At 55.2% G+C, this 19,423-nt stretch carries 20 protein-coding genes; 8 read left to right on the forward strand and 12 right to left on the reverse strand.

Annotated features, from left to right (window positions below):
- Window positions 1-123 precede the first annotated feature (123 nt).
- From metN to proS, 6 genes are all read left to right on the forward strand, one after another.
- Window positions 124-1,155: a methionine ABC transporter ATP-binding protein MetN gene (metN, locus tag EA20_RS0104255; RefSeq protein ID WP_024965647.1), complete on the forward strand. Its 1,032-nt coding sequence runs from the start codon at window positions 124-126 to the stop codon at window positions 1,153-1,155.
- A complete protein-coding gene (locus EA20_RS0104260; protein WP_024965648.1) occupies window positions 1,148-1,801 on the forward strand; it encodes a methionine ABC transporter permease MetI in 654 nt (217 codons plus the stop codon). Before metN ends, EA20_RS0104260 begins: the two co-directional genes overlap by 8 nt.
- Before the next feature lie 32 nt (window positions 1,802-1,833).
- Window positions 1,834-2,649 (forward strand): MetQ/NlpA family lipoprotein, encoded by an 816-nt coding sequence (locus EA20_RS0104265; RefSeq protein WP_024965649.1) that lies wholly within the window; start codon window positions 1,834-1,836, stop codon window positions 2,647-2,649.
- A gap of 140 nt (window positions 2,650-2,789) precedes the next feature.
- Window positions 2,790-3,191 (forward strand): Rcs stress response system protein RcsF, encoded by a 402-nt coding sequence (rcsF, locus tag EA20_RS0104270; protein ID WP_038381480.1) that lies wholly within the window; start codon window positions 2,790-2,792, stop codon window positions 3,189-3,191.
- Window positions 3,191-3,898, forward strand: a complete 708-nt coding sequence (gene tsaA, locus EA20_RS0104275) for a tRNA (N6-threonylcarbamoyladenosine(37)-N6)-methyltransferase TrmO (protein ID WP_024965651.1) — start codon at window positions 3,191-3,193, stop codon at window positions 3,896-3,898. Before rcsF ends, tsaA begins: the two co-directional genes overlap by 1 nt.
- 173 nt (window positions 3,899-4,071) lie before the next feature.
- Window positions 4,072-5,790 carry a proline--tRNA ligase gene (gene proS, locus EA20_RS0104280; RefSeq protein ID WP_024965652.1) on the forward strand — a complete coding sequence of 573 codons (1,719 nt, stop codon included), beginning with the start codon at window positions 4,072-4,074 and terminating at the stop codon, window positions 5,788-5,790.
- Between the two features lie 42 nt (window positions 5,791-5,832).
- Here the strand turns inward: proS and EA20_RS0104285 are convergent, their stop codons facing one another.
- The 3 genes from EA20_RS0104285 to EA20_RS0104295 are packed head-to-tail and all read right to left on the reverse strand — an operon-like array spanning window position 5,833 to window position 7,231.
- Entirely contained in the window at window positions 5,833-6,228 is a 396-nt protein-coding gene (locus EA20_RS0104285; RefSeq protein ID WP_024965653.1) for a copper resistance protein NlpE N-terminal domain-containing protein, read from the reverse strand.
- 29 nt (window positions 6,229-6,257) lie between these two features.
- Window positions 6,258-6,680, reverse strand: a complete 423-nt coding sequence (arfB, locus tag EA20_RS0104290) for an alternative ribosome rescue aminoacyl-tRNA hydrolase ArfB (RefSeq protein ID WP_024965654.1) — start codon at window positions 6,678-6,680, stop codon at window positions 6,258-6,260.
- Window positions 6,677-7,231 carry a YaeQ family protein gene (locus EA20_RS0104295; protein ID WP_024965655.1) on the reverse strand — a complete coding sequence of 185 codons (555 nt, stop codon included), beginning with the start codon at window positions 7,229-7,231 and terminating at the stop codon, window positions 6,677-6,679. Before EA20_RS0104295 ends, arfB begins: the two co-directional genes overlap by 4 nt.
- Window positions 7,232-7,363: 132 nt before the next feature.
- Here EA20_RS0104295 and EA20_RS20080 point away from each other — a divergent pair, with 132 nt between their 5' ends.
- Together EA20_RS20080 and rof are read left to right on the forward strand one after the other, a co-directional pair.
- A complete protein-coding gene (locus EA20_RS20080; RefSeq protein WP_071995378.1) occupies window positions 7,364-7,564 on the forward strand; it encodes a YaeP family protein in 201 nt (66 codons plus the stop codon).
- Complete coding sequence (rof, locus tag EA20_RS0104300; RefSeq protein ID WP_024965656.1) at window positions 7,551-7,817, forward strand: Rho-binding antiterminator; 267 nt, start codon at window positions 7,551-7,553, stop codon at window positions 7,815-7,817. The genes EA20_RS20080 and rof overlap by 14 nt, the downstream gene beginning before the upstream one ends.
- 40 nt (window positions 7,818-7,857) lie before the next feature.
- Here the strand turns inward: rof and EA20_RS0104305 are convergent, their stop codons facing one another.
- From EA20_RS0104305 to lpxA, 9 genes are all read right to left on the reverse strand, one after another.
- The gene (locus EA20_RS0104305) at window positions 7,858-8,175 is read right to left on the reverse strand and encodes a cytochrome c (protein ID WP_038381481.1); all 318 of its coding nucleotides are present in this window, start codon (window positions 8,173-8,175) and stop codon (window positions 7,858-7,860) included.
- Entirely contained in the window at window positions 8,172-9,479 is a 1,308-nt protein-coding gene (gene tilS / locus EA20_RS0104310) for a tRNA lysidine(34) synthetase TilS (RefSeq protein ID WP_024965658.1), read from the reverse strand. Before tilS ends, EA20_RS0104305 begins: the two co-directional genes overlap by 4 nt.
- Window positions 9,480-9,541: 62 nt before the next feature.
- Window positions 9,542-9,931 (reverse strand): VOC family protein, encoded by a 390-nt coding sequence (locus EA20_RS0104315; RefSeq protein WP_024965659.1) that lies wholly within the window; start codon window positions 9,929-9,931, stop codon window positions 9,542-9,544.
- Between the two features lie 73 nt (window positions 9,932-10,004).
- The gene (locus tag EA20_RS19525) at window positions 10,005-12,143 is read right to left on the reverse strand and encodes a lysine decarboxylase LdcC (protein ID WP_038381482.1); all 2,139 of its coding nucleotides are present in this window, start codon (window positions 12,141-12,143) and stop codon (window positions 10,005-10,007) included.
- 241 nt (window positions 12,144-12,384) lie between these two features.
- Window positions 12,385-13,344 carry an acetyl-CoA carboxylase carboxyl transferase subunit alpha gene (gene accA, locus EA20_RS0104325; protein WP_024965660.1) on the reverse strand — a complete coding sequence of 320 codons (960 nt, stop codon included), beginning with the start codon at window positions 13,342-13,344 and terminating at the stop codon, window positions 12,385-12,387.
- 12 nt (window positions 13,345-13,356) lie between these two features.
- Window positions 13,357-16,839 carry a DNA polymerase III subunit alpha gene (gene dnaE, locus EA20_RS0104330; protein ID WP_024965661.1) on the reverse strand — a complete coding sequence of 1,161 codons (3,483 nt, stop codon included), beginning with the start codon at window positions 16,837-16,839 and terminating at the stop codon, window positions 13,357-13,359.
- A 29-nt stretch (window positions 16,840-16,868) separates the two neighbouring features.
- Window positions 16,869-17,492 (reverse strand): ribonuclease HII, encoded by a 624-nt coding sequence (gene rnhB, locus EA20_RS0104335; protein ID WP_024965662.1) that lies wholly within the window; start codon window positions 17,490-17,492, stop codon window positions 16,869-16,871.
- The gene (gene lpxB, locus EA20_RS0104340) at window positions 17,489-18,628 is read right to left on the reverse strand and encodes a lipid-A-disaccharide synthase (protein ID WP_024965663.1); all 1,140 of its coding nucleotides are present in this window, start codon (window positions 18,626-18,628) and stop codon (window positions 17,489-17,491) included. The genes rnhB and lpxB overlap by 4 nt, the downstream gene beginning before the upstream one ends.
- Before the next feature lie 3 nt (window positions 18,629-18,631).
- Window positions 18,632-19,420: an acyl-ACP--UDP-N-acetylglucosamine O-acyltransferase gene (lpxA, locus tag EA20_RS0104345; RefSeq protein WP_024965664.1), complete on the reverse strand. Its 789-nt coding sequence runs from the start codon at window positions 19,418-19,420 to the stop codon at window positions 18,632-18,634.
- Between the last annotated feature and the right edge of the window lie 3 nt (window positions 19,421-19,423).

Below are 19,423 nucleotides of genomic sequence, written 5' to 3' on the forward strand. Positions count from 1 at the left end.
GAATGTCAGATTACATGACTCTCATTGATTTAGACGTCTGGATGCCTTAACATCCACTCGCAACTCACGCGCTGTTAGGCGCGCTAAATTACACGCCACGGATAATTGCTTCACGACAATAAAATGATAAAACTTTCAAATATCACCAAAGTGTTCCAGCAAGGTACACGCACCATTACAGCGCTGAAAGATGTCAGCCTGCATGTGCCTGCCGGGCAAATCTACGGCGTGATTGGCGCATCGGGCGCGGGTAAAAGCACCCTGATCCGCTGTGTGAATCTTCTTGAGCGCCCCACTTCAGGTAATGTACTGGTCGATAATCAAGAGCTGACGCAGCTTTCTGAGGGTGATCTGACACTGGCCCGTCGTCAAATCGGCATGATTTTCCAGCATTTTAACTTGATGAATTCCCGCACCGTCGCCGGCAATGTGGCGCTGCCGCTTGAGCTGGGTAAACTTTCCCGCAGCGAAATTAACCAACGTGTCAGCGAACTGCTGGAGCTGGTTGGTTTGGGAGATAAGCATGACGCCTGGCCGGCCAATCTTTCTGGCGGTCAGAAACAGCGTGTCGCTATCGCCCGTGCACTGGCGAGTAACCCGAAAGTTCTGCTCTGTGATGAGGCCACCAGCGCGCTGGATCCGGCAACCACCCGCTCGATTCTGGCCTTACTGAAGGACATTAACCGTCGGTTGGGCATTACGATATTGCTGATCACTCATGAGATGGATGTTGTTAAGCGCATCTGCGACCAGGTGGCGGTGATCAGTCAGGGTGAGCTGATTGAGCAAGATAAAGTGAGCGAAGTGTTCTCGCATCCAAAGACGCCGCTGGCTCAACAATTTATTCAGTCGACGCTGCATCTGGATATTCCTGAGGATTACGCTTCACGACTGTCGCCAGAAAGGCAGCCTGAGCAGGTTCCACTGCTGCAGCTGGAATTCACAGGCCAGTCGGTCGATGCGCCGCTGCTGTCCGAGTCGGCCCGTCGCTTTAACGTGAATAACAATATTATCAGCGCGCAGATGGATTACGCCGGTGGAGTGAAATTCGGCATCATGCTGACCGAGATGCACGGTACCGACGCTGACACGCAGGCCGCCATCACGTTTTTGAAGGAGCATCATGTAAAGGTGGAGGTATTGGGTTATGTCTGAGGCAATGATGTGGTTACTGGCCCGCGGCGTATGGGAAACCCTGGTGATGACCTTCGTCTCCGGTTTCTTTGGTTTTGTACTTGGGCTGCCGCTGGGCGTACTGCTTTATGTGACGCGTCCCGGACAGATTGTTGAGAATCGTGCGCTGTATCGTTTTTTATCAGCGCTGGTGAATATCTTCCGCGCCATTCCTTTTATTATCCTGCTGGTCTGGATGATTCCGTTCACGCGGATGATCGTCGGCACCTCTATAGGCTTGCAGGCGGCAATAGTGCCGCTGACGATTGGCGCCGCACCCTTTATTGCGCGCATGGTCGAGAATACCTTGATGGAACTGCCGCATGGCCTGATCGAGGCCTCGCGCGCGATGGGTGCCACCCCGCTACAGATTGTGAAAAAGGTTCTGCTACCGGAAGCGCTGCCGGGGCTGATTAATGCTGCGACAATTACGTTGATTACGCTGGTCGGCTATTCTGCAATGGGCGGCGCCGTTGGTGCTGGCGGTCTTGGTCAGATCGGCATTCAATACGGCTACATTGGCTATAACGCGACCGTAATGAATACTGTACTGATCCTGTTAGTAGTTTTGGTCTATTTAATTCAATTCTGTGGCGACCGCATCGTACGCGCGGTAACTCACAGGTAATTACTGCTCGTTAAGAACATTAAGGAAGGGATATGTCTTTTAACTTTAAAACATTTGCCGCTGTGGGTGCGCTGATTGGTACATTAGCGCTGGTTGGATGCGATCAGAAAGAAAAGGATCCAAACCATATTAAGGTTGGCGTCATTGTGGGTGCTGAACAGCAGGTTGCAGAAGTTGCTAAACAGGTTGCTAAAGACAAATATGGTCTGGATGTTGAACTGGTTACCTTCAACGATTATGTCCTGCCGAATGAAGCGTTAAGCAAAGGCGATATCGACCTGAATGCTTTCCAGCATAAACCTTATCTTGATCAGCAGATCAAAGACCGAGGCTACAAGCTGGTCTCGGTAGCGAATACTTTCGTCTATCCTATTGCGGGCTATTCTAAAAAAATCAAATCGCTGGACGAACTGCAAGCTGGCGCCCAGGTCGCGATTCCTAACGATCCAACAAACCTGGGGCGTTCACTGTTGCTGCTGGAGAAAGTGGGGCTGATTAAGCTGAAGGATGGCGTTGGCCTGCTGCCTACCTCGCTGGACGTGGTTGAGAACCCTAAAAACATTAAGCTGGTTGAGCTTGAAGCACCCCAGCTGCCGCGCTCGCTGGACGATAATCAAATCGCTCTGGCGGTCATCAACACTACCTACGCCAGCCAGATCGATCTGACGCCAGCGAAAGATGGCATCTTCGTGGAAGATAAAGAGTCACCCTATGTGAACCTGCTTGTCTCACGTGAAGATAATAAAGATGCTGAAAACGTGAAAAAATTTGTTCAGGCCTATCAGTCTGACGAAGTGAACGACGCCGCGAATAAAATTTTCAACGGCGGTGCGGTGAAAGGCTGGTAAACAGGATATGACGTTAGCGCCCTATCGCTGGCGTCAACCTTATGAAAGCGGGCTAATGCCCGCTTTATTCTTCCTCCGCTTGTTATTTTTCCTCTGGGTTGTTTCAATAGCGCCTCCCTTACCGAACATGAGGATTTCCCATGCGTGTTTTACCGCTCTGTTTGTTAGCCCTTTCGCTGACAGGGTGTTCGTTGCTGCATAAACCTTACAAACCCGTCGAGCCTTTTAAGCAGACTACGCAAACTGAGCCAGCACGTTCGAAACCCGCACCACGTCCTGCGCCGGTGAAAATCTATACCGACGCTGGCGATCTGGTCAGCAAGCCTTTCCGCGATTTGGGTGAGGTTTACGGTAACGACTGCCAGGCCACCAGCCAAAGCTCACCGCCGAATATCAATACTGCCCGCAAACGGATGCAGATCCGCGCTTCGGCGCTGAAAGCCAACGCGGTGCTGCTGCACAAATGTGAAATCATCAGCCATTCCCAGGGCTGCTATCGCCAGGCCGTATGCCAGGGCTCTGCGCTGAAAGTGTCGAAATAATGCAGACATTCTCCTTCCAGCAAATCGGCACCATCCATTCTCCCTGGAAGGAAAAGTTTGCCGTACCGCGGCAGCCTGGCCTTATTCAGGACGGCGGCGGCGAACTGCATCTTCATCCACCTTATAATCAGCCCGAAGCCGTGCGCGGACTCGAAGCCTTCAGCCATCTGTGGCTGCTGTTTGTTTTCCATCAGACGATGGAAGGCGGCTGGCGACCCACTGTCCGCCCTCCCCGCCTGGGCGGCAATGCCCGTATGGGCGTCTTTGCCACCCGCTCAACCTTCCGGCCTAATCCCGTCGGCATGTCGCTGGTTGAGCTGACCGGCATCAGAACGGATAAGGGCAGCGTGGTGCTGGAGCTGGGCAGCCTTGACCTGGTCGATGGCACACCTGTGGTGGATATCAAACCTTACCTGCCGTTTGCCGAAGCCTTACCCGAAGCCCGCGCAGGTTTTGCCCAGCAGGCACCCGAGGCCGCCATGCCGGTGAGCTTCTCGCCTCAGGCGCTGGCGCAGATCGCCCACCAGCAGCAAAAATATCCGCACCTGGCACGCTTTATCACTCAGGTGCTGGCGCAGGATCCTCGTCCGGCCTATCGCAAGGGAGAAGCGCCCGGCCGTGAATATGCCGCATGGCTATTCGATTTCAACGTCCGCTGGCAGGTTAATGAAGCGGGCACGCTCGTGACGGGCGTCGATCCACGCTAATTTATTTCCCCGCATCTTTTGAGTCTACGGACACACTGTTACACTACGTCGACGCCGGCCATGGGCATAAGTGACCGTTTTGCGGCACTTATCTACCGGACCCGGCCACCTTATTTGCATTTTCAATGCTTTGCTTAATTTCTAAGCGGATTGGTTAACTGGAATCGTAACTCATGCGTACTACTCAATATCTGCTCTCCACTCAGAAGGAGACGCCTGCCGACGCTGAAGTCATCAGCCATCAGCTGATGCTGCGTGCGGGCATGATCCGCAAACTGGCTTCCGGTCTTTATACCTGGCTGCCGACCGGCCTGCGCGTACTGAAAAAAGTTGAAAACATCGTGCGTGAAGAGATGAACAACGCCGGTGCGATTGAAATCTCTATGCCGGTCGTACAGCCCGCCGATCTGTGGCAGGAGAGCGGACGCTGGGAACAGTATGGCCCTGAGCTGCTGCGCTTTGTCGATCGTGGAGAGCGCCCTTTTGTGCTTGGCCCGACGCATGAAGAAGTGGTGACCGATCTGATCCGTAACGAGCTGAGTTCTTATAAGCAGCTGCCGCTTAACGTGTTTCAGATCCAGACCAAATTCCGTGATGAAGTTCGCCCGCGCTTTGGCGTGATGCGCTCGCGCGAATTCATCATGAAAGATGCTTACTCCTTTCACACAACGCAGGAATCGCTTCAGGCAACTTACGACGATATGTATCGCGCCTATAGCCAGTGCTTCAGCCGTATGGGGCTGGATTTCCGCGCCGTGCAGGCCGATACCGGTTCAATAGGCGGCAGTGCTTCGCATGAGTTCCAGGTACTGGCACAGAGTGGCGAAGATGACATCGTCTTCTCAACCGATTCTGACTATGCCGCTAATATTGAACTGGCTGAAGCCGTTGCGCCTGCCGGTGGCCGTGCGGACGCCACGGAAGCGCTGAATGAGATTGCCACGCCAGACGCGAAGACGATTGCCGCACTGGTCGAACAGTTCGGCGTGCCGATCGAAAAAACCGTGAAGACACTGATGGTCAAAGCCTCAGCGGAAAGCGGCCATAGCCTGGTTGCTTTGCTGGTTCGCGGCGATCATGAACTGAATGAGATCAAGGCGGAGAAAATTGATATCGTCGCCACGCCGCTTACCTTCGCCAGCGAAGATGAAATTCGCGCTGCCGTTGGCGCGGGTCCAGGCTCACTCGGCCCTGTGGGTCTTTCACTGCCGGTGATTGTTGACCGCACCGTTGCCGCCATGAGCGACTTCTGCGCGGGTGCAAATGTGGATGGTAAACACTTTACAGGCATCAACTGGGAACGCGATTTACCTCTGCCACGCGTGGCGGATATCCGCAATGTGGTCGAAGGCGACGCCAGCCCGGACGGTAAAGGTACGCTGCTGATCAAACGCGGTATTGAAGTGGGGCATATCTTCCAGCTTGGCACCAAATATTCCGAGGCGATGAAAGCCTCTGTGCAGGGCGAAGATGGACGTAATCAGGTGCTGAGCATGGGCTGCTACGGTATTGGTATTTCCCGTATCGTGGCTGCCGCCATTGAGCAAAACCATGACGATCGCGGCATCATCTGGCCTGCGGCGCTGGCACCTTTCCAGGTCGCGATCCTGCCGATGAATATGCATAAGTCCTTCCGCGTGAAGGAACTGGCGGAAACGCTGTATGCGGAGCTGCGCGCCAAAGGCATTGATGTCATCCTCGACGATCGTAAAGAGCGTCCTGGCGTGATGTTTGCGGATATGGAGCTGATTGGCGTACCGCACACTATCGTGATTGGCGACCGGAACCTGGACAGCGAAGAGATCGAATACAAATCTCGTCGTGAAGGGGAAAAACGCATGATCAAAACCCACGACATTATAGATTTCCTGCTCGCCGAAATTAACGGCTAAAATCAGGACGGCGGCAGAGCATCACCTGCCGCCGCCCTGCCATCAGTTAACCAGCTGCAGCCGGTAACTGTTGGTCGACTGAATGGGATTCCCCTGCGTATCCATCATTTCCAGCCCGCTATCGCGGGGCCGGAAATAGCGCTTCTCGCCCTTATCTGATACCAGCACCAGCATTTCAGCCGTTCTTGTCCAGCGCCCCTGCTGCGGGTCACCCGTAACATCCGTACCGAGATAACGCTCGTTCAGGCGGTATTCGCCTCCCTGTTGCAACAGCAGCGTCACTTCGATCCCTTCGCAATCAGCACAGGGAATAACGCCCCGGTAGGTTTGCGCGATCGCTTGCGGCGCCTGTGCGGCAACAACGGTTTCACGCCCCTGACAGCCTGTCAGCATGCCTGCCAGCAATGTAGCCAGCAAAACCACGGCACTTTTTTTCACTCTGCTCCTCCTGATTTTCTGAGTGAGGTTTACTCCGGTGCGCGGCGCATTTTACCGCGCAGGGATTTGGTACTGGCTTTGCGGGACTTGCTCTCCAGCCGGCGCTTTTTTGATGCCAGAGTGGGACGCGTCGCACGGCGCGTTTTTTCCACCACGGTCAGCTCCTGGATCAGGTTTTGCAGCCGCTTAAGGGCAGCCTCGCGATTCATTTCCTGGCTGCGATACTCCTGCGCCTTGACGATCACGACACCCTCCGGCGTGATCAAATGATGGCTCGCCGCCAGCATGCGTTCTTTATAAAACGGCGGCAGGCTGGAGGCGCGGATATCAAAACGCAGATGTATGGCGGTAGAGCTTTTATTGACGTGTTGTCCGCCCGCGCCCTGCGCCCGTATGGCCGTAATTTCCAGCTCGCTGTCAGGGATTACCACGTTACGCGAAAGAATAATCATGCCAGCTTGCCGTCAATCAGCCAGTCGGTAAAGTGCAACTCAAGATGGTTAGCTTCAGCAGATAACCAGATCGTGCCATCCTGAACCGTTGCCTGTAGCGTCATGGAGCGGCTCGCCAGCTGACAAAGTGATGCAAGCTGCGCGTCATCCAGAAAGCGTACGGTCAGGGCTGGCTGCTGCGCCAGTTTGCTCTGATTCTGCTGCCACCAGATTTGTGCCGCCCGGGCGTTGTAAGTATAGAGGATTACCCGGCCTGCGCGATTACAGGCTTTTTTAATTCTGCGCTCATCCGGCAGTCCCAGATCGATCCAGAGTTCAATGCCATTATGATCATTCATCAGCCAGATTTCTGGCTCATCTTCAGCACTCAGTCCGCGCGTGAACGTCAGCCGCTCATGGGCATTCACCAGCCAGGCCAGCAGGCGCAGCATCAGCCGCTCCTCGGTTTCAGAAGGGTGCCGTGCCAGCGTCAGGGCGCTGTCGATAAAAACATTTCGGTCCATATCCGCTACGTTAACCGTTGCTTTGTAAATGGTCGCTTTGAGTGCCATAGGTTTCCTTATCGTCTTTGACTGCCATTGTAACCCGATGACGGGCCAAATCACTTGCCTGTGGGCTGATTTCGCGTAAAAGGCTGTGTTATAGTTTCCTGATAGCCAGAGAAAACTCTGAGAGAGGTGCATGTGCAAAAGTATTGTGAATTAGTTCGCCGTAAATACGCTGAAATCGGCAGCGGCGATCTGGGATACGTGCCGGACGCATTAGCTTGCGTGTTGAAAGCACTCGATGAGGTGGCGGCTAATCCGGCGCTACCCTCTTCCATCAGGGAACAAGCAGCCTTTGCTGCTGCTAACTTATTGGTGAGCGATTATGTTGACGAATGAAGCCTACAAACCGATCAACTGCGATGACTACGACAACCTGGAACTCGCCTGCCAGAATAACTGGATGCTGCAGCTTGAGCTGAAAAACGGCGAAAAGCTGAAGGCGAAAGCGACAGATATGGTTTCCCGAAAAAATGTGGAATATCTGGCGATCGATCTTTCGGGTGAAGTCCGGGAGCTCCGGCTGGACCATATTGCCAGCTTTACCCATCCCACGCTTGGCACCGTTGTTGTCGTCAGCGAGACTGATTAACCTTCTTCCGGGGCGGCGCCACTGCCGCCCCAGCACGACCTCAGGGCCTGAGTCCGGCATACCAGGCTGCAATATCCTCAATATCTTGTTCGCTCATTCCCGCCACAAACGCTTGCATCACTTCCGCCTCGCCACCGCTGCGCGTCCCCGCCTGATAAGCACGTAATGCGCTGGCGAGATAGCCGGCATGCTGACCGGCAAGATTGGGATAGTCCGGAACGGGCGCTATACCCTGCGCGCCGTGACAGCCTTGACAGCGCGCGGCTTTTTGCTGACCAGCCTGCGCATCTCCCTCCGCGAGGGCCGGAAGGGCTGCCACTGTCAGCATCAGGAACACCAGCATTCTTGTGACTATCATGACGCTTCTTTCTCCCAGTGAATTTTCATGGCCTGACCGCCAGCCGGATCGCCTTCACGGGTCACAAACAGACCGGCGGCGGCAATCAGGGTATCGTTATAGTAAATCAGCGGCGTGCGCTCCCGCTCCCAGGGAGGAACGCCCAGCTCCTGCCAGAGTTTTTTGAGCGGCCGGCTGCCGGCACGGCCAGTGATATTATACTGCCCGCGGCCCTGAAAGCGCACGCTGATGATTTCCTGCCCGCCGGGTAAGCGCACCGCCGTTCCTCTCTCTCCTCTGACAAGCTTCCCCAACCCCGCTGGCAATAACAGGGCCGTCCGGGGAGAGTGCCACGGGATAATGACACTTTTCAGATCGGGCATCCGCGTGAGCCAGTAAAGCCGGTGGCGAAAGCGGCGCACTTCCGCCTCTCCCAAAACAAGGCATGGCGTGGCATCTTCCCGGCTACAGGCAACTTCATGCCAGAGACGGCTCAGCGCTTCTTTTGATGGCATCTTGCCACGCTGACGCGCAATCCAGCGTCGAAGCAAGGCGGCACGATGGATATCGCTCATCCTATGTAGCGGAGCGATGTCGAGTGCACCTTTCTCGTCAATCAGTGCCGAGAGCGAGGCGGAGAGAAGTTCATCCAGCAGCTGCTCCTGTTCGGCACAAAGGCTGGCGCTGCGGGCCACCGCCTGTGGAAAATGGGGCCAGCGGGCCGTCAGCACAGGCATGATTTCCTGCCGCAGAAAATTACGGTCATAGCGCCTGTCCTGGTTACTCTCATCTTCGATCCAGCGCAGATGGTGCGACTGCGCCCAGGCTTCCAGCTGTTGTCGCGTCTGGGTAAGCAGTGGACGAAGATGATCCCCTCCCGCAAGCGATCCTTTTAGCGGCATGGCGGACAGGCCGGCCGGGCCGCTGCCCCGCTTGAGCGCAAGCAGCAGAGTTTCACACTGATCGTCCTGATGCTGCGCGGTCACCAGGCACTCGCCGGGCAGGAGCGCGTGGCGAAAAGCGCTATAGCGTGCCTGCCGCGCAGCAGCCTCAATGCCCTCTTTGCGTCCATCGACGGTGACCCGGACCACTTCCAGCGGAACCTGCCAACGGAGACACTCCGCTTCGCAGTGACTTACCCACACATCGGCAGACTCACTCAGTCCATGGTGAATATGTATCGCCCGCAGGTGCAGTGAGGGCAATTGCTGACGCAATAACACCAGTTGATGAAGCAGCACGCTGGAGTCGAGGCCGCCGCTGTAAGCCACCAGCAGATGCTGATGTCCGGCAAGATATTGTTGAAGAGAGAGCAAGACTGACATGAAGATTCCGCAACCAATGGAGAAAACCCGGCCACCGCAGGCCGGGTCAGTCAGGCGCTATCTTACGCCTGATAGAGCTCCAGCGGCAAACCGTCCGGATCGGAAAAGAAGGTGAAGCGTTTGCCGGTAACGGGATCAACGCGGATCGCTTCACATTTAACGCCCTTCTCTTCGAGATACTGGCTGGCCCGATCGATATCCCCGACGCTGAAAGCCAGGTGCCGCAGGCCACAGGCTTCCGGCTGGGTTGGCCGGGCGGGCGGGAAAGGAAATGAAAACAGCTCAATGGCGTACTCTCCATTCAGTGCCAGATCGCCTTTCCATGAATCGCGGGCTTCGCGGTAAACCTCACCCATCAGGGTAAAGCCGAGCACATCGCAATAGAATGCTTTGCTGGTTTCGTAATGGCTGGCGATAATAGCAATGTGATGAACCTGCTTAATACCTAACATAATGACTCCTTGATCAATTTCTGCCAGTACTTTACGCAGGCTCGTCAGTGGCAACAATGGCACAATTCTGGATTCACTCTTTCAGTACGCGAACTAGATATTCCCCCGCTTCCGTCAGCGTTGCGCCATGAATATCCGTTTCAAAACCGGGATAATGACGACCTATCGTGCAAAGCATCAGCAGAAAATCGAGCACGGCACGGCTCTCTTCCGTAATCATCTCTCCCGGCATTACCACCGGCACACCTGGCGGATACGGCAGGATCATATTGGCCGAGATCCGCCCAACCAGCTTATCAATCTCCACCGTCTCAACGTTGCCTTTCACCTGCTGCTGGAACATCTGATGTGGCGTCAGCCGCATTTCTGGCAACGTGGCGAAAGCCTGAAGCATCAGCCGGGGCAAATCATGCTGGCGAATCAGCATATGAATACCCTGCGCCAGGGTCTGGATGCGCATATTGCGGTAAAAGTCAGGATCTTCTGCATAGAGATCCGGCAGCATATTTTTCACCCTGAGATTAAGATCATAGGCGCGCTTAAACTCAGTCAGTCCGCGAAGTACGCTCATCGCTTTGGTTTTATCGATGCCGATGCTGAAAAGAAACAGCAGGTTATAGGGCCCGGTTTTTTCAACAACCACGCCGCGCTCATCCAGAAACTTCGCGACCAGCGCGGCGGGGATCCCTTCATCGGCCATCTCGCCCTGCTCGCTCATTCCCGGCGTCAGGATCGTGACTTTGATCGGATCGAGATACATATGATCTGCGTCAGCCTCCATAAAACCGTGCCACGCTTCATCGCCCGGCTGAATTGGCCAGCATTGCGGTTCCCCGACGCCTTCCGGCTGCCAGATATCAAAAAACCAGCCTTCTGATTCTTCACGCAGCCGCTGAACTTCCCGGCGGAAGTGCAGCGCACGTTCGACGGAACGGTTAATCAGCCGACGGCCCGGATTACCCCGCAGCATCGCTGCAGCCGTTTCTATGGAGGCGACAATGGAATAGTTCGGCGAGGTTGTCGTGTGCATCATGTAGGCTTCATTAAAGGTATGCTCGTCATACTCGCCTTTAATATGAATCAGGGAAGCCTGAGAGAATGCCGCCAGGAGTTTATGCGTCGATTGCGTCTCGTAGATGACTTTCCCCGGCGTTCGTTCGCCGCTCATCCCGCTCAGGCCGCTGTAGATCGGATGAAAATTGGTATAGGGCACCCATGCCGAATCGAAATGAATGGAAGGGACGTCCAGCGTCTCCTTAATATACTGCGTGCTGTAGAGCAGACCGTCGTAGGTCGAATTGGTAATCACCGCATGGACTGGCCAGGTGGCGCGGGGGATCTGCGCAATCTTTAGCGCAATACTCTCACGCGTAAATTCCCGCTTAGGGATGCCCCCCAGAATTCCCAGTGCATTGCGCGTCGGTTTCAGCCAGACCGGAATAATGTCGCTCATCATCAGCAGATGCGTCAGTGACTTATGGCAGTTACGATCGATCAGCACCGTACTTCCCGCGGGCGCGGCGTACATGCCAACAATTTTATTTGATGTTGAGGTTCCGTTAGTGACCATATAGCTCTGCTCGGCACCAAAGGTTCTTGCCACATACTCTTCGGCCTCCAGATGGGGACCGGTATGATCGAGCAGGGATCCCAGTTCTGTCACCGAAATAGAGATATCCGCTTTCAGCGTGTTCGCGCCGTAGAAATCATAGAAAAGGCTGCCCACCGGGCTTTTCTGAAACGCCGTACCGGCCATATGGCCCGGCGTACAAAAGGTGTATTTCCCTTCCTTCACATAGTTGAACAGCGCTTTGGTTAATGGCGGCGTAATCGTATCGATATATTCGTCAGTGTACTGCCGGATGCGCTGGGCGATCTCATCCGCCGCACCAAGCCCATATTCGAAGAACCAGATCGCCATCCGCATCTCATTGACGCTCACGTCGAGCGTGGAATGGGTACTGATGAACGCGTAGAGCGGGAGATATTCGTTCAGCTCGTTGATTTCACTGCAGAGATCGAGGCTGTATTCGTCCCAGTCAAAGATTACGCCGCAGATGCGGGGATTGTGCTCGATGAGCTTTAGCAGGTCATTGGCGTCTTTGGGGTAGATCGTTCTGAAACCCAGTACATTCAGCGCGGCATCCAGTTCCCGGATAGGTTCATCTTTATAGAAGGCGTTATGCGGACCCACTATCGCAATAATATTCAATGCTCACCTCTGAGTTAATGCAACGGCAAGGTGTAAGCATAGCGAAGATGAAATAGAGAAGCAGAATAAAAGGGTTACGGTTGGCAACAGCGAACAGGAAGCACAATAAAATTGACGGTTCACTAAGGCTTGTTGGCGGCCTTTGGTTAGCAATAAAGTAGCAAAGGCGGGAGGCTAAGAAAAAGAACATAAAAAAACCACGGCGGCAGTGGCACACCGTGGTTTAGGCGGGCAGAGCTTATCAGGCGTAGCCGTAGTTCATCAGACGCTGATAGCGACGATCCAGCAGTTCATCCTTGCTCAGCACATCCAGATCGGCCAGATCGGCCAGCAGCTGCGCCTTGAGGGATTCGCCGATCGCCAGCGGATTGCGGTGCGCGCCGCCCAGCGGTTCAGGAATGACGGTGTCGATCAGCTTCAGCTCTTTCAGACGTGGGGCAATTATACCCATCGCTTCAGCAGCCAGCGGCGCTTTATCCGCGCTTTTCCACAGAATGGACGCACAGCCTTCCGGTGAAATCACCGAATAGGTGCTGTACTGAAGCATGTTCACTTTATCGCCCACGCCGATGGCCAGCGCGCCGCCGGAACCACCTTCACCGATAACGGTACAGATGACCGGCACCTTAAGCCCGGACATTTCACGCAGGTTACGGGCGATGGCCTCGCTCTGTCCGCGCTCTTCCGCCCCCACGCCCGGATAGGCGCCTGGCGTATCGATAAAGGTGACGATCGGCATATTAAAACGCTCGGCCATCTCCATCAGACGCAGCGCTTTGCGATAGCCTTCCGGTGCTGGCATACCGAAGTTACGACGGATTTTCTCTTTGGTTTCACGCCCTTTCTGATGACCAATAATCATCACCGGACGGCCTTCAAGACGGGCGATGCCGCCCACGATAGCCTTGTCATCCGCGTAAGCGCGATCGCCAGCCAGTTCGTCAAAGTCAGTGAAAACGTTGCGGACATAGTCCAGCGTGTAAGGGCGTAAAGGGTGACGCGCCAGCTGCGCGATCTGCCATGCCCCTAAATCGGCGAAGATTTTCCGCGTCAGCTCAACGCTTTTCTCACGCAGACGCTGCACTTCTTCATCCAGATTAATATCCAGTTTTTCATCCTGACGGCCAACCGACTTCAGCGAATCAATTTTCGCTTCAAGTTCCGCAATTGGCTGTTCGAAATCCAGGTAATTAAGACTCATAATGTTCCTGTTTTAGTCAAACTCCAGTTCCACCTGCTCCGACCCTATCAGCGACCTCAGTTCGTTTAACAAACGATCGCTGGGCGAAACGCGCCAGGCTGCGCCAAAGCGCAGCTTCGCCCGTGCATCCTCTCTCTGATAGTAGAGATGTACCGGAATAGTCCCCGAACGATGGGGTTCCAGGGATTGACGGAGACGGTTCAAAAGCTGGTCATCAATTTGCCTGTCCGTCAGCGAGATAGCAAGCCCGCGTGCATATTTTTCACGGGCTTCATCAATGTCCATCACATCGCGGGCGGTCATTTTAAGCCCTCCGCTGAAGTCATCGAAGCTGACCTGTCCGCTGACGATCAGAATACGGTCTTTTTCCAGCAAATGCTGGAACTTGTCTAGCGCATCTGTAAACAACATCACTTCCAGCCGGCCTGAACGGTCGTCAAGTGTACAGATGCCAATCCGGTTACCACGTTTTGTTACCATCACGCGGGCCGCCACCACCAGACCGACAGCCATCGTCATTTTGCCTCGTTCGGTCGGGTGCATGTCTTTCAGGCGTACTCCCCCCACGTAGCGCTCGATCTCTTTCAGATACTGATTGATCGGGTGCCCGGTGAGGTAAAGGCCCAGTGTCTCTCTTTCGCCATCAAGTCTGACCTGTTCCGGCCACGGCGTCACGTCCGCATAGGACTGTTCGATCTGCTCCGGTTCATCGGCCAGTACGCCAAACATATCCGCCTGGCCGATAGCTTCCGCCTTCGCATGCTGATCGGCGGCCTTCAGCGCATCGCCCAGCGCGCTCATCAGCGCCGCGCGATGGGGCCCCAGGCGATCGAAGGCGCCGGACATAATCAGCTTTTCCAGCACGCGTCGGTTAAGCTTTTTGGTATCAGTGCGGGCGCAAAGATCGAACAGTTCCCGGAAGTAACCATCTTTATTACGCGCCTCCAGTATGGCTTCGATCGGGCCTTCACCCACGCCTTTGATCGCCCCGATACCGTAAACGATCTCACCGTCGTCATTAACGTGGAACTGGTAGAGGCCGGAGTTGATATCCGGCGGCAATACCTTGAGTCCCATACGCCAGCACTCATCGACCAGGCCAACCACCTTTTCGGTGTTATCCATATCAGCCGTCATGACCGCTGCCATAAATTCTGCGGGATAGTGCGCCTTCAGCCACAGCGTCTGGTAAGAGACCAGCGCATAAGCGGCAGAGTGCGATTTATTGAAGCCATAACCTGCGAACTTTTCCACCAGATCGAAGATCTTAACCGCCAGTTCACCATCAATGCCGCGTGATTTTGCGCCATCCTCAAAGCCGCCGCGCTGCTTGGCCATTTCGACCGGGTTCTTTTTCCCCATTGCGCGTCGCAGCATGTCGGCACCGCCAAGGCTGTAGCCCGCCAGCACCTGAGCGATCTGCATTACCTGTTCCTGATACAGGATAATGCCATAGGTCGGCTCCAGCACCGGCTTCAGTGACTCATGCTGCCACTGAATATCGGGGTAGGAGATCGCTTCACGACCGTGCTTACGGTCAATAAAGTTATCCACCATGCCTGACTGTAGCGGTCCCGGACGGAACAGCGCCACCAGGGCGATCATATCTTCAAAGCAGTCGGGCTTCAGGCGCTTAATCAGATCCTTCATGCCGCGTGATTCAAGCTGGAATACCGCCGTGGTTTCCGAGCGTTGCAGCATATCGAAACTTTTTTTATCTTCAAGCGGAATCGCGGCAATATCGATTGGCGGCTCGCCCTGCTTTGCCCGGCGGGCGTTGATCATCTTCAGCGCCCAGTCGATGATGGTCAGCGTGCGCAGGCCGAGGAAGTCAAACTTCACCAGCCCGGCATATTCCACATCGTTTTTATCAAACTGGGTAACCGGGTGATTACCGTTTTCATCGCAGTAAAGCGGGGCGAAGTCGGTGATCTGTGTGGGCGCTATCACCACGCCACCGGCGTGTTTACCGGCGTTTCGCGTCACCCCTTCCAGTTTGCGCGCCATGTCGATCAGCGCCTTTACTTCCTCATCCGCCTCATAAATCTCAGGCAGCTGCGGTTCAGCGGCAAACGCTTTTTCCAGCGTCATCCCGGGATCGGGCGGCACCAGCTTGGAGATGCGGTCAACAAAACCGTAAGGATGACCCAGTACGCGCCCCACGTCGCGGATAACCGCTTTTGCCGCCATCGTACCGAAAGTGATGATCTGTGATACCGCCTTGCGGCCATACATTTCAGCGACGTGCTCAATCACCAGGTCACGCTTTTCCATGCAGAAGTCGACGTCAAAATCGGGCATGGAGACACGTTCCGGGTTAAGGAAACGTTCGAACAGCAGATCGAATTCAAGCGGATCAAGATCGGTAATTTTCAGTGCATAGGCGACCAGTGAGCCCGCGCCAGAGCCGCGCCCCGGCCCGACCGGCACATCGTTATCTTTCGACCACTGGATGAACTCCATCACGATCAGGAAGTAGCCTGGAAACCCCATCTGATTGATAACGTTCAGCTCGATCTCGAGACGCTCATCATATTCAGGCCGTTTCTGGGCACGCACTTCCGGGTCGGGAAACAGGAATTCCAGACGCTCTTCCAGCCCCTCTTTTGACTTCATAACCAGGAAATCTTCCGTGGTCATATTGCCCGTCGGGAACTGGGGAAGAAAATATTCACCGAGGCGAATGGTGACGTTACAGCGTTTAGCGATTTCCACGCTGTTTGCCAGCGCTTCAGGGATGTCTGAGAAAAGCTCACACATTTCATCGCTGGTGCGCAGATATTGCTGAGCGCTGTAGTTGCGGGGTCGTTTGGGATCGTCCAGGGTAAAGCCGTCGTGGATCGCTACGCGGATTTCATGCGCGTCAAAATCGTCTTCCTTAAGAAAACAGACCTCATTGGTGGCGACGACGGGGATACCTTCACGGGTAGCGAGTGCGACTGCTGCATGCACCCAGGTTTCTTCATCAGGGCGACCGGTGCGGATCAGCTCAAGGTAATAGCGGTCAGAAAAATGGGTCTGATAAAAAGAGAGGCACTCCGTCACCATCGCATCATTGCCGCGCAGCAGCATCTGTCCGACGTCGCCACGGCGTCCGCCTGAAAGCAGAATCAATCCTTCATTGAGTTCAATAAGCCAGTCACGATCGATCACCGGTCCGGCGGCACCATAACCACGCTGGTAGGCGCGGGATATCAGCAGGGTCAGATTCTGATAGCCGTCATTGGTTGCGGCGAGGATCGTCAGTTGCGAAAGCTCCTCGCCCATCGCTTCGCTGGCGACGTTGACGTCGGCCCCGATGATCGGCTTCATTCCCTGTGCGTGTGCCGTACCGTAAAACTTTACCAGCCCGCAAAGGTTGGTGAAGTCAGTAATGGCGATCGCGGGCATACCGAGTTCCGCCGCTCGCTTCACCAACGGGCCCGTTTTGGCTAGCCCATCGATCATGGAGTAGTCGCTGTGAACGCGGAGATGAATAAAACGAGGTTCGGCCATAATGGATCCTGCTAAAGGCTGAAGAGAAATTAAACGGCGATGCGGGCGGCCGTGGCCACCTCAGCATCCAGCAGCGCATTGCGCACCGGCGCAAAGCTGCGGCGGTGATGCGGCGTGGCGCCAAACAGGCTCAGTTTTTCAAGATGTAGCGCGGTCGGGTAGCCTTTATGCTGAGCAAATCCGTAATCCGGAAACAGCAGATCCAGCGCCGCCATTTCACGATCGCGCGTCACTTTAGCCACAATCGACGCGGCGCTGATTTCAGCCACCAGACTGTCGCCTTTGACCACCGCCTGCGCGGGCACAGGCAGCGCAGGGCAGCGATTGCCATCGATTAATACAAAATCTGGCGCGATATGTAAACCCGCTACGGCGCGCTGCATCGCCAGCATGGTGGCGTGCAAAATATTAAGCTGGTCAATTTCTTCCGGCTCTGCCCGACCCAGGCTCCAGCTTAACGCCTTTTCGCAGATTTCATCATAAAGCGCCAGGCGACGCTTTTCCGACAGCTTCTTGGAATCCGCCAGTCCGGCAACAGGCTTAGCCGGATCGAGGATCACGGCGGCAGTCACCACGGCGCCAACCAGCGGGCCACGGCCAACTTCATCCACACCGGCGATGCGGGAGGCTGAAGGATAGATAAATTCACTCATGAACACAGCTCCAGTACGGCCGCAGCAGCCTGCTCGTCGGCGTTCCAGCGGATCTGATGGTGCAGTTCCGCAAAGGTGGCCAGCAGACGCTGACGCGGCTCCCCGTCGGCCAGCAGCGGTTCAAGTGCCGCAGCCAGTAAGTCGGGGCGACACTCTTCCTGAAGCAGCTCTTTCACCAGCTCGCGGCCCGCCAGCAAGTTAGGCAGGGAAACGTAATCGGTTTTAACCAGCCGTTTCGCCAGCCAGAAAGTGAAAGGCTTCATCCGGTAACCCACCACCATCGGGCATTTAGCCAGCATGCACTCCAGCGCCGCGGTGCCGGAGGCCAGCAGCGCAGCGTCGCTCGCAACCATAGCGGCACGCCCTTTTCCGTCGAGCAAATGCATTGGCAGATCGGGAGCCACTTCGGCTTTGATTTTTTCAAACTGTTCGCGACGGCGCGGGTTCACCAGCGGCACCACAATTTCCAGATCGGGCCATTTCTGGCGCAGCAGCGCGGCCGTTCGCAGAAAGTCGCCGCTGAGCATCTCTACTTCAGCGCTGCGGCTACCAGGCAGCAGCGCCAGGCAAGGCGTGCCCTCAGCAATACCCAGCTCGCGCCTGGCGGCCAGCTTATCAGGTTCGATCGGCATCGCATCAGCCATTGTATGGCCAATAAAACGGCAGGGAACCTTGTAGCGATCGTAGAACGCCTTTTCAAAAGGGAGAAATGCCAGCACCAAATCGGTCGAACGACCAATTTTGAAAACGCGTTTCTGACGCCATGCCCAGACGGAAGGACTGACGTAATGTATCGTACGGATACCGCGCTGCTTGAGGCGCCCTTCAAGGGTGATATTGAAGTCTGGCGCATCGATACCGACAAAAACATCGGGCCGCAGCTCGGTGAAACGATGGGTCAAATCGCGCCGGATAGAGAGCAACCTTGGCAGCCGTTCCAGCACCTCCACGATGCCCATGACCGCCAGCTCTTCCATCTCATACCAGGCTTCACAACCTTCGGCCTGCATCAGCGGTCCCGCTACGCCAACAAAACGCGCATTCGGGTGTTTTTCTTTCAGGGCACGGATCAGACCCGCACCAAGAATATCGCCGGAGGTTTCTCCGGCGACAAGGGCAATGGTTAAAGACCGCATAGGTTAACGGATCAGGCCACGCGTAGAGCGGGCGAAGAAATCATAAAAGGGCTGCACTTCAGGATGCTTGCGTGCGATCTCTTCAATTTCAGGCTTCGCTTCTTCCAGCGTTTTACCACTGCGGTAAAGAATTTTATAAGCGTTGCGGATTGCATGCAGCGCTTCTTTACTGAAGCCGCGACGACCCAGCCCCACCAGGTTGATACCGAATGGCGTGGCGTGGTTGCCCTGGGCAATCACGAAAGGTGGCACATCCTGAGCAACGCCGGAGCAACCGCCCACCATCACATGTGCACCAATAATGCAGAACTGATGAACCGCGGTCATCCCGCCGATAATGGCAAAGTCATCAACCGTAACATGGCCACCCAGCGTGGCATTATTGGCCAGAATACAGCGGTCGCCAATCACGCAGTCGTGAGCAATGTGAGCATTCACCATCAGCAGGTTATCGCTGCCCACTTTCGTGAGACCTTCAGCCTGCGCCGTGCCCCGATGGATCGTCACGCTTTCACGGATGCTGTTACGATCGCCAACCTCAACGCGGGTGGGTTCACCTGCGTATTTGAGATCCTGGTTCGCTTCACCAATAGTGGCAAACTGATAAATCGTATTGTCTTTACCAATACGAGTGTGTCCGTTTACCACCACATGAGACTTCAGTACGGTGCCTTCGCCGATCTCAACGTTCGCGCCGATAAAGCAGAAAGGGCCAATATGCACGCGAGCGCCGATGACGGCGCCCTCTTCAATGACGGAACTCGGATGGATAACAGCGGTATCATCAATCACAAA

It is taken from the genome of Pantoea sp. IMH, from assembly GCF_000599885.1.
Lineage (GTDB): Bacteria > Pseudomonadota > Gammaproteobacteria > Enterobacterales > Enterobacteriaceae > Erwinia.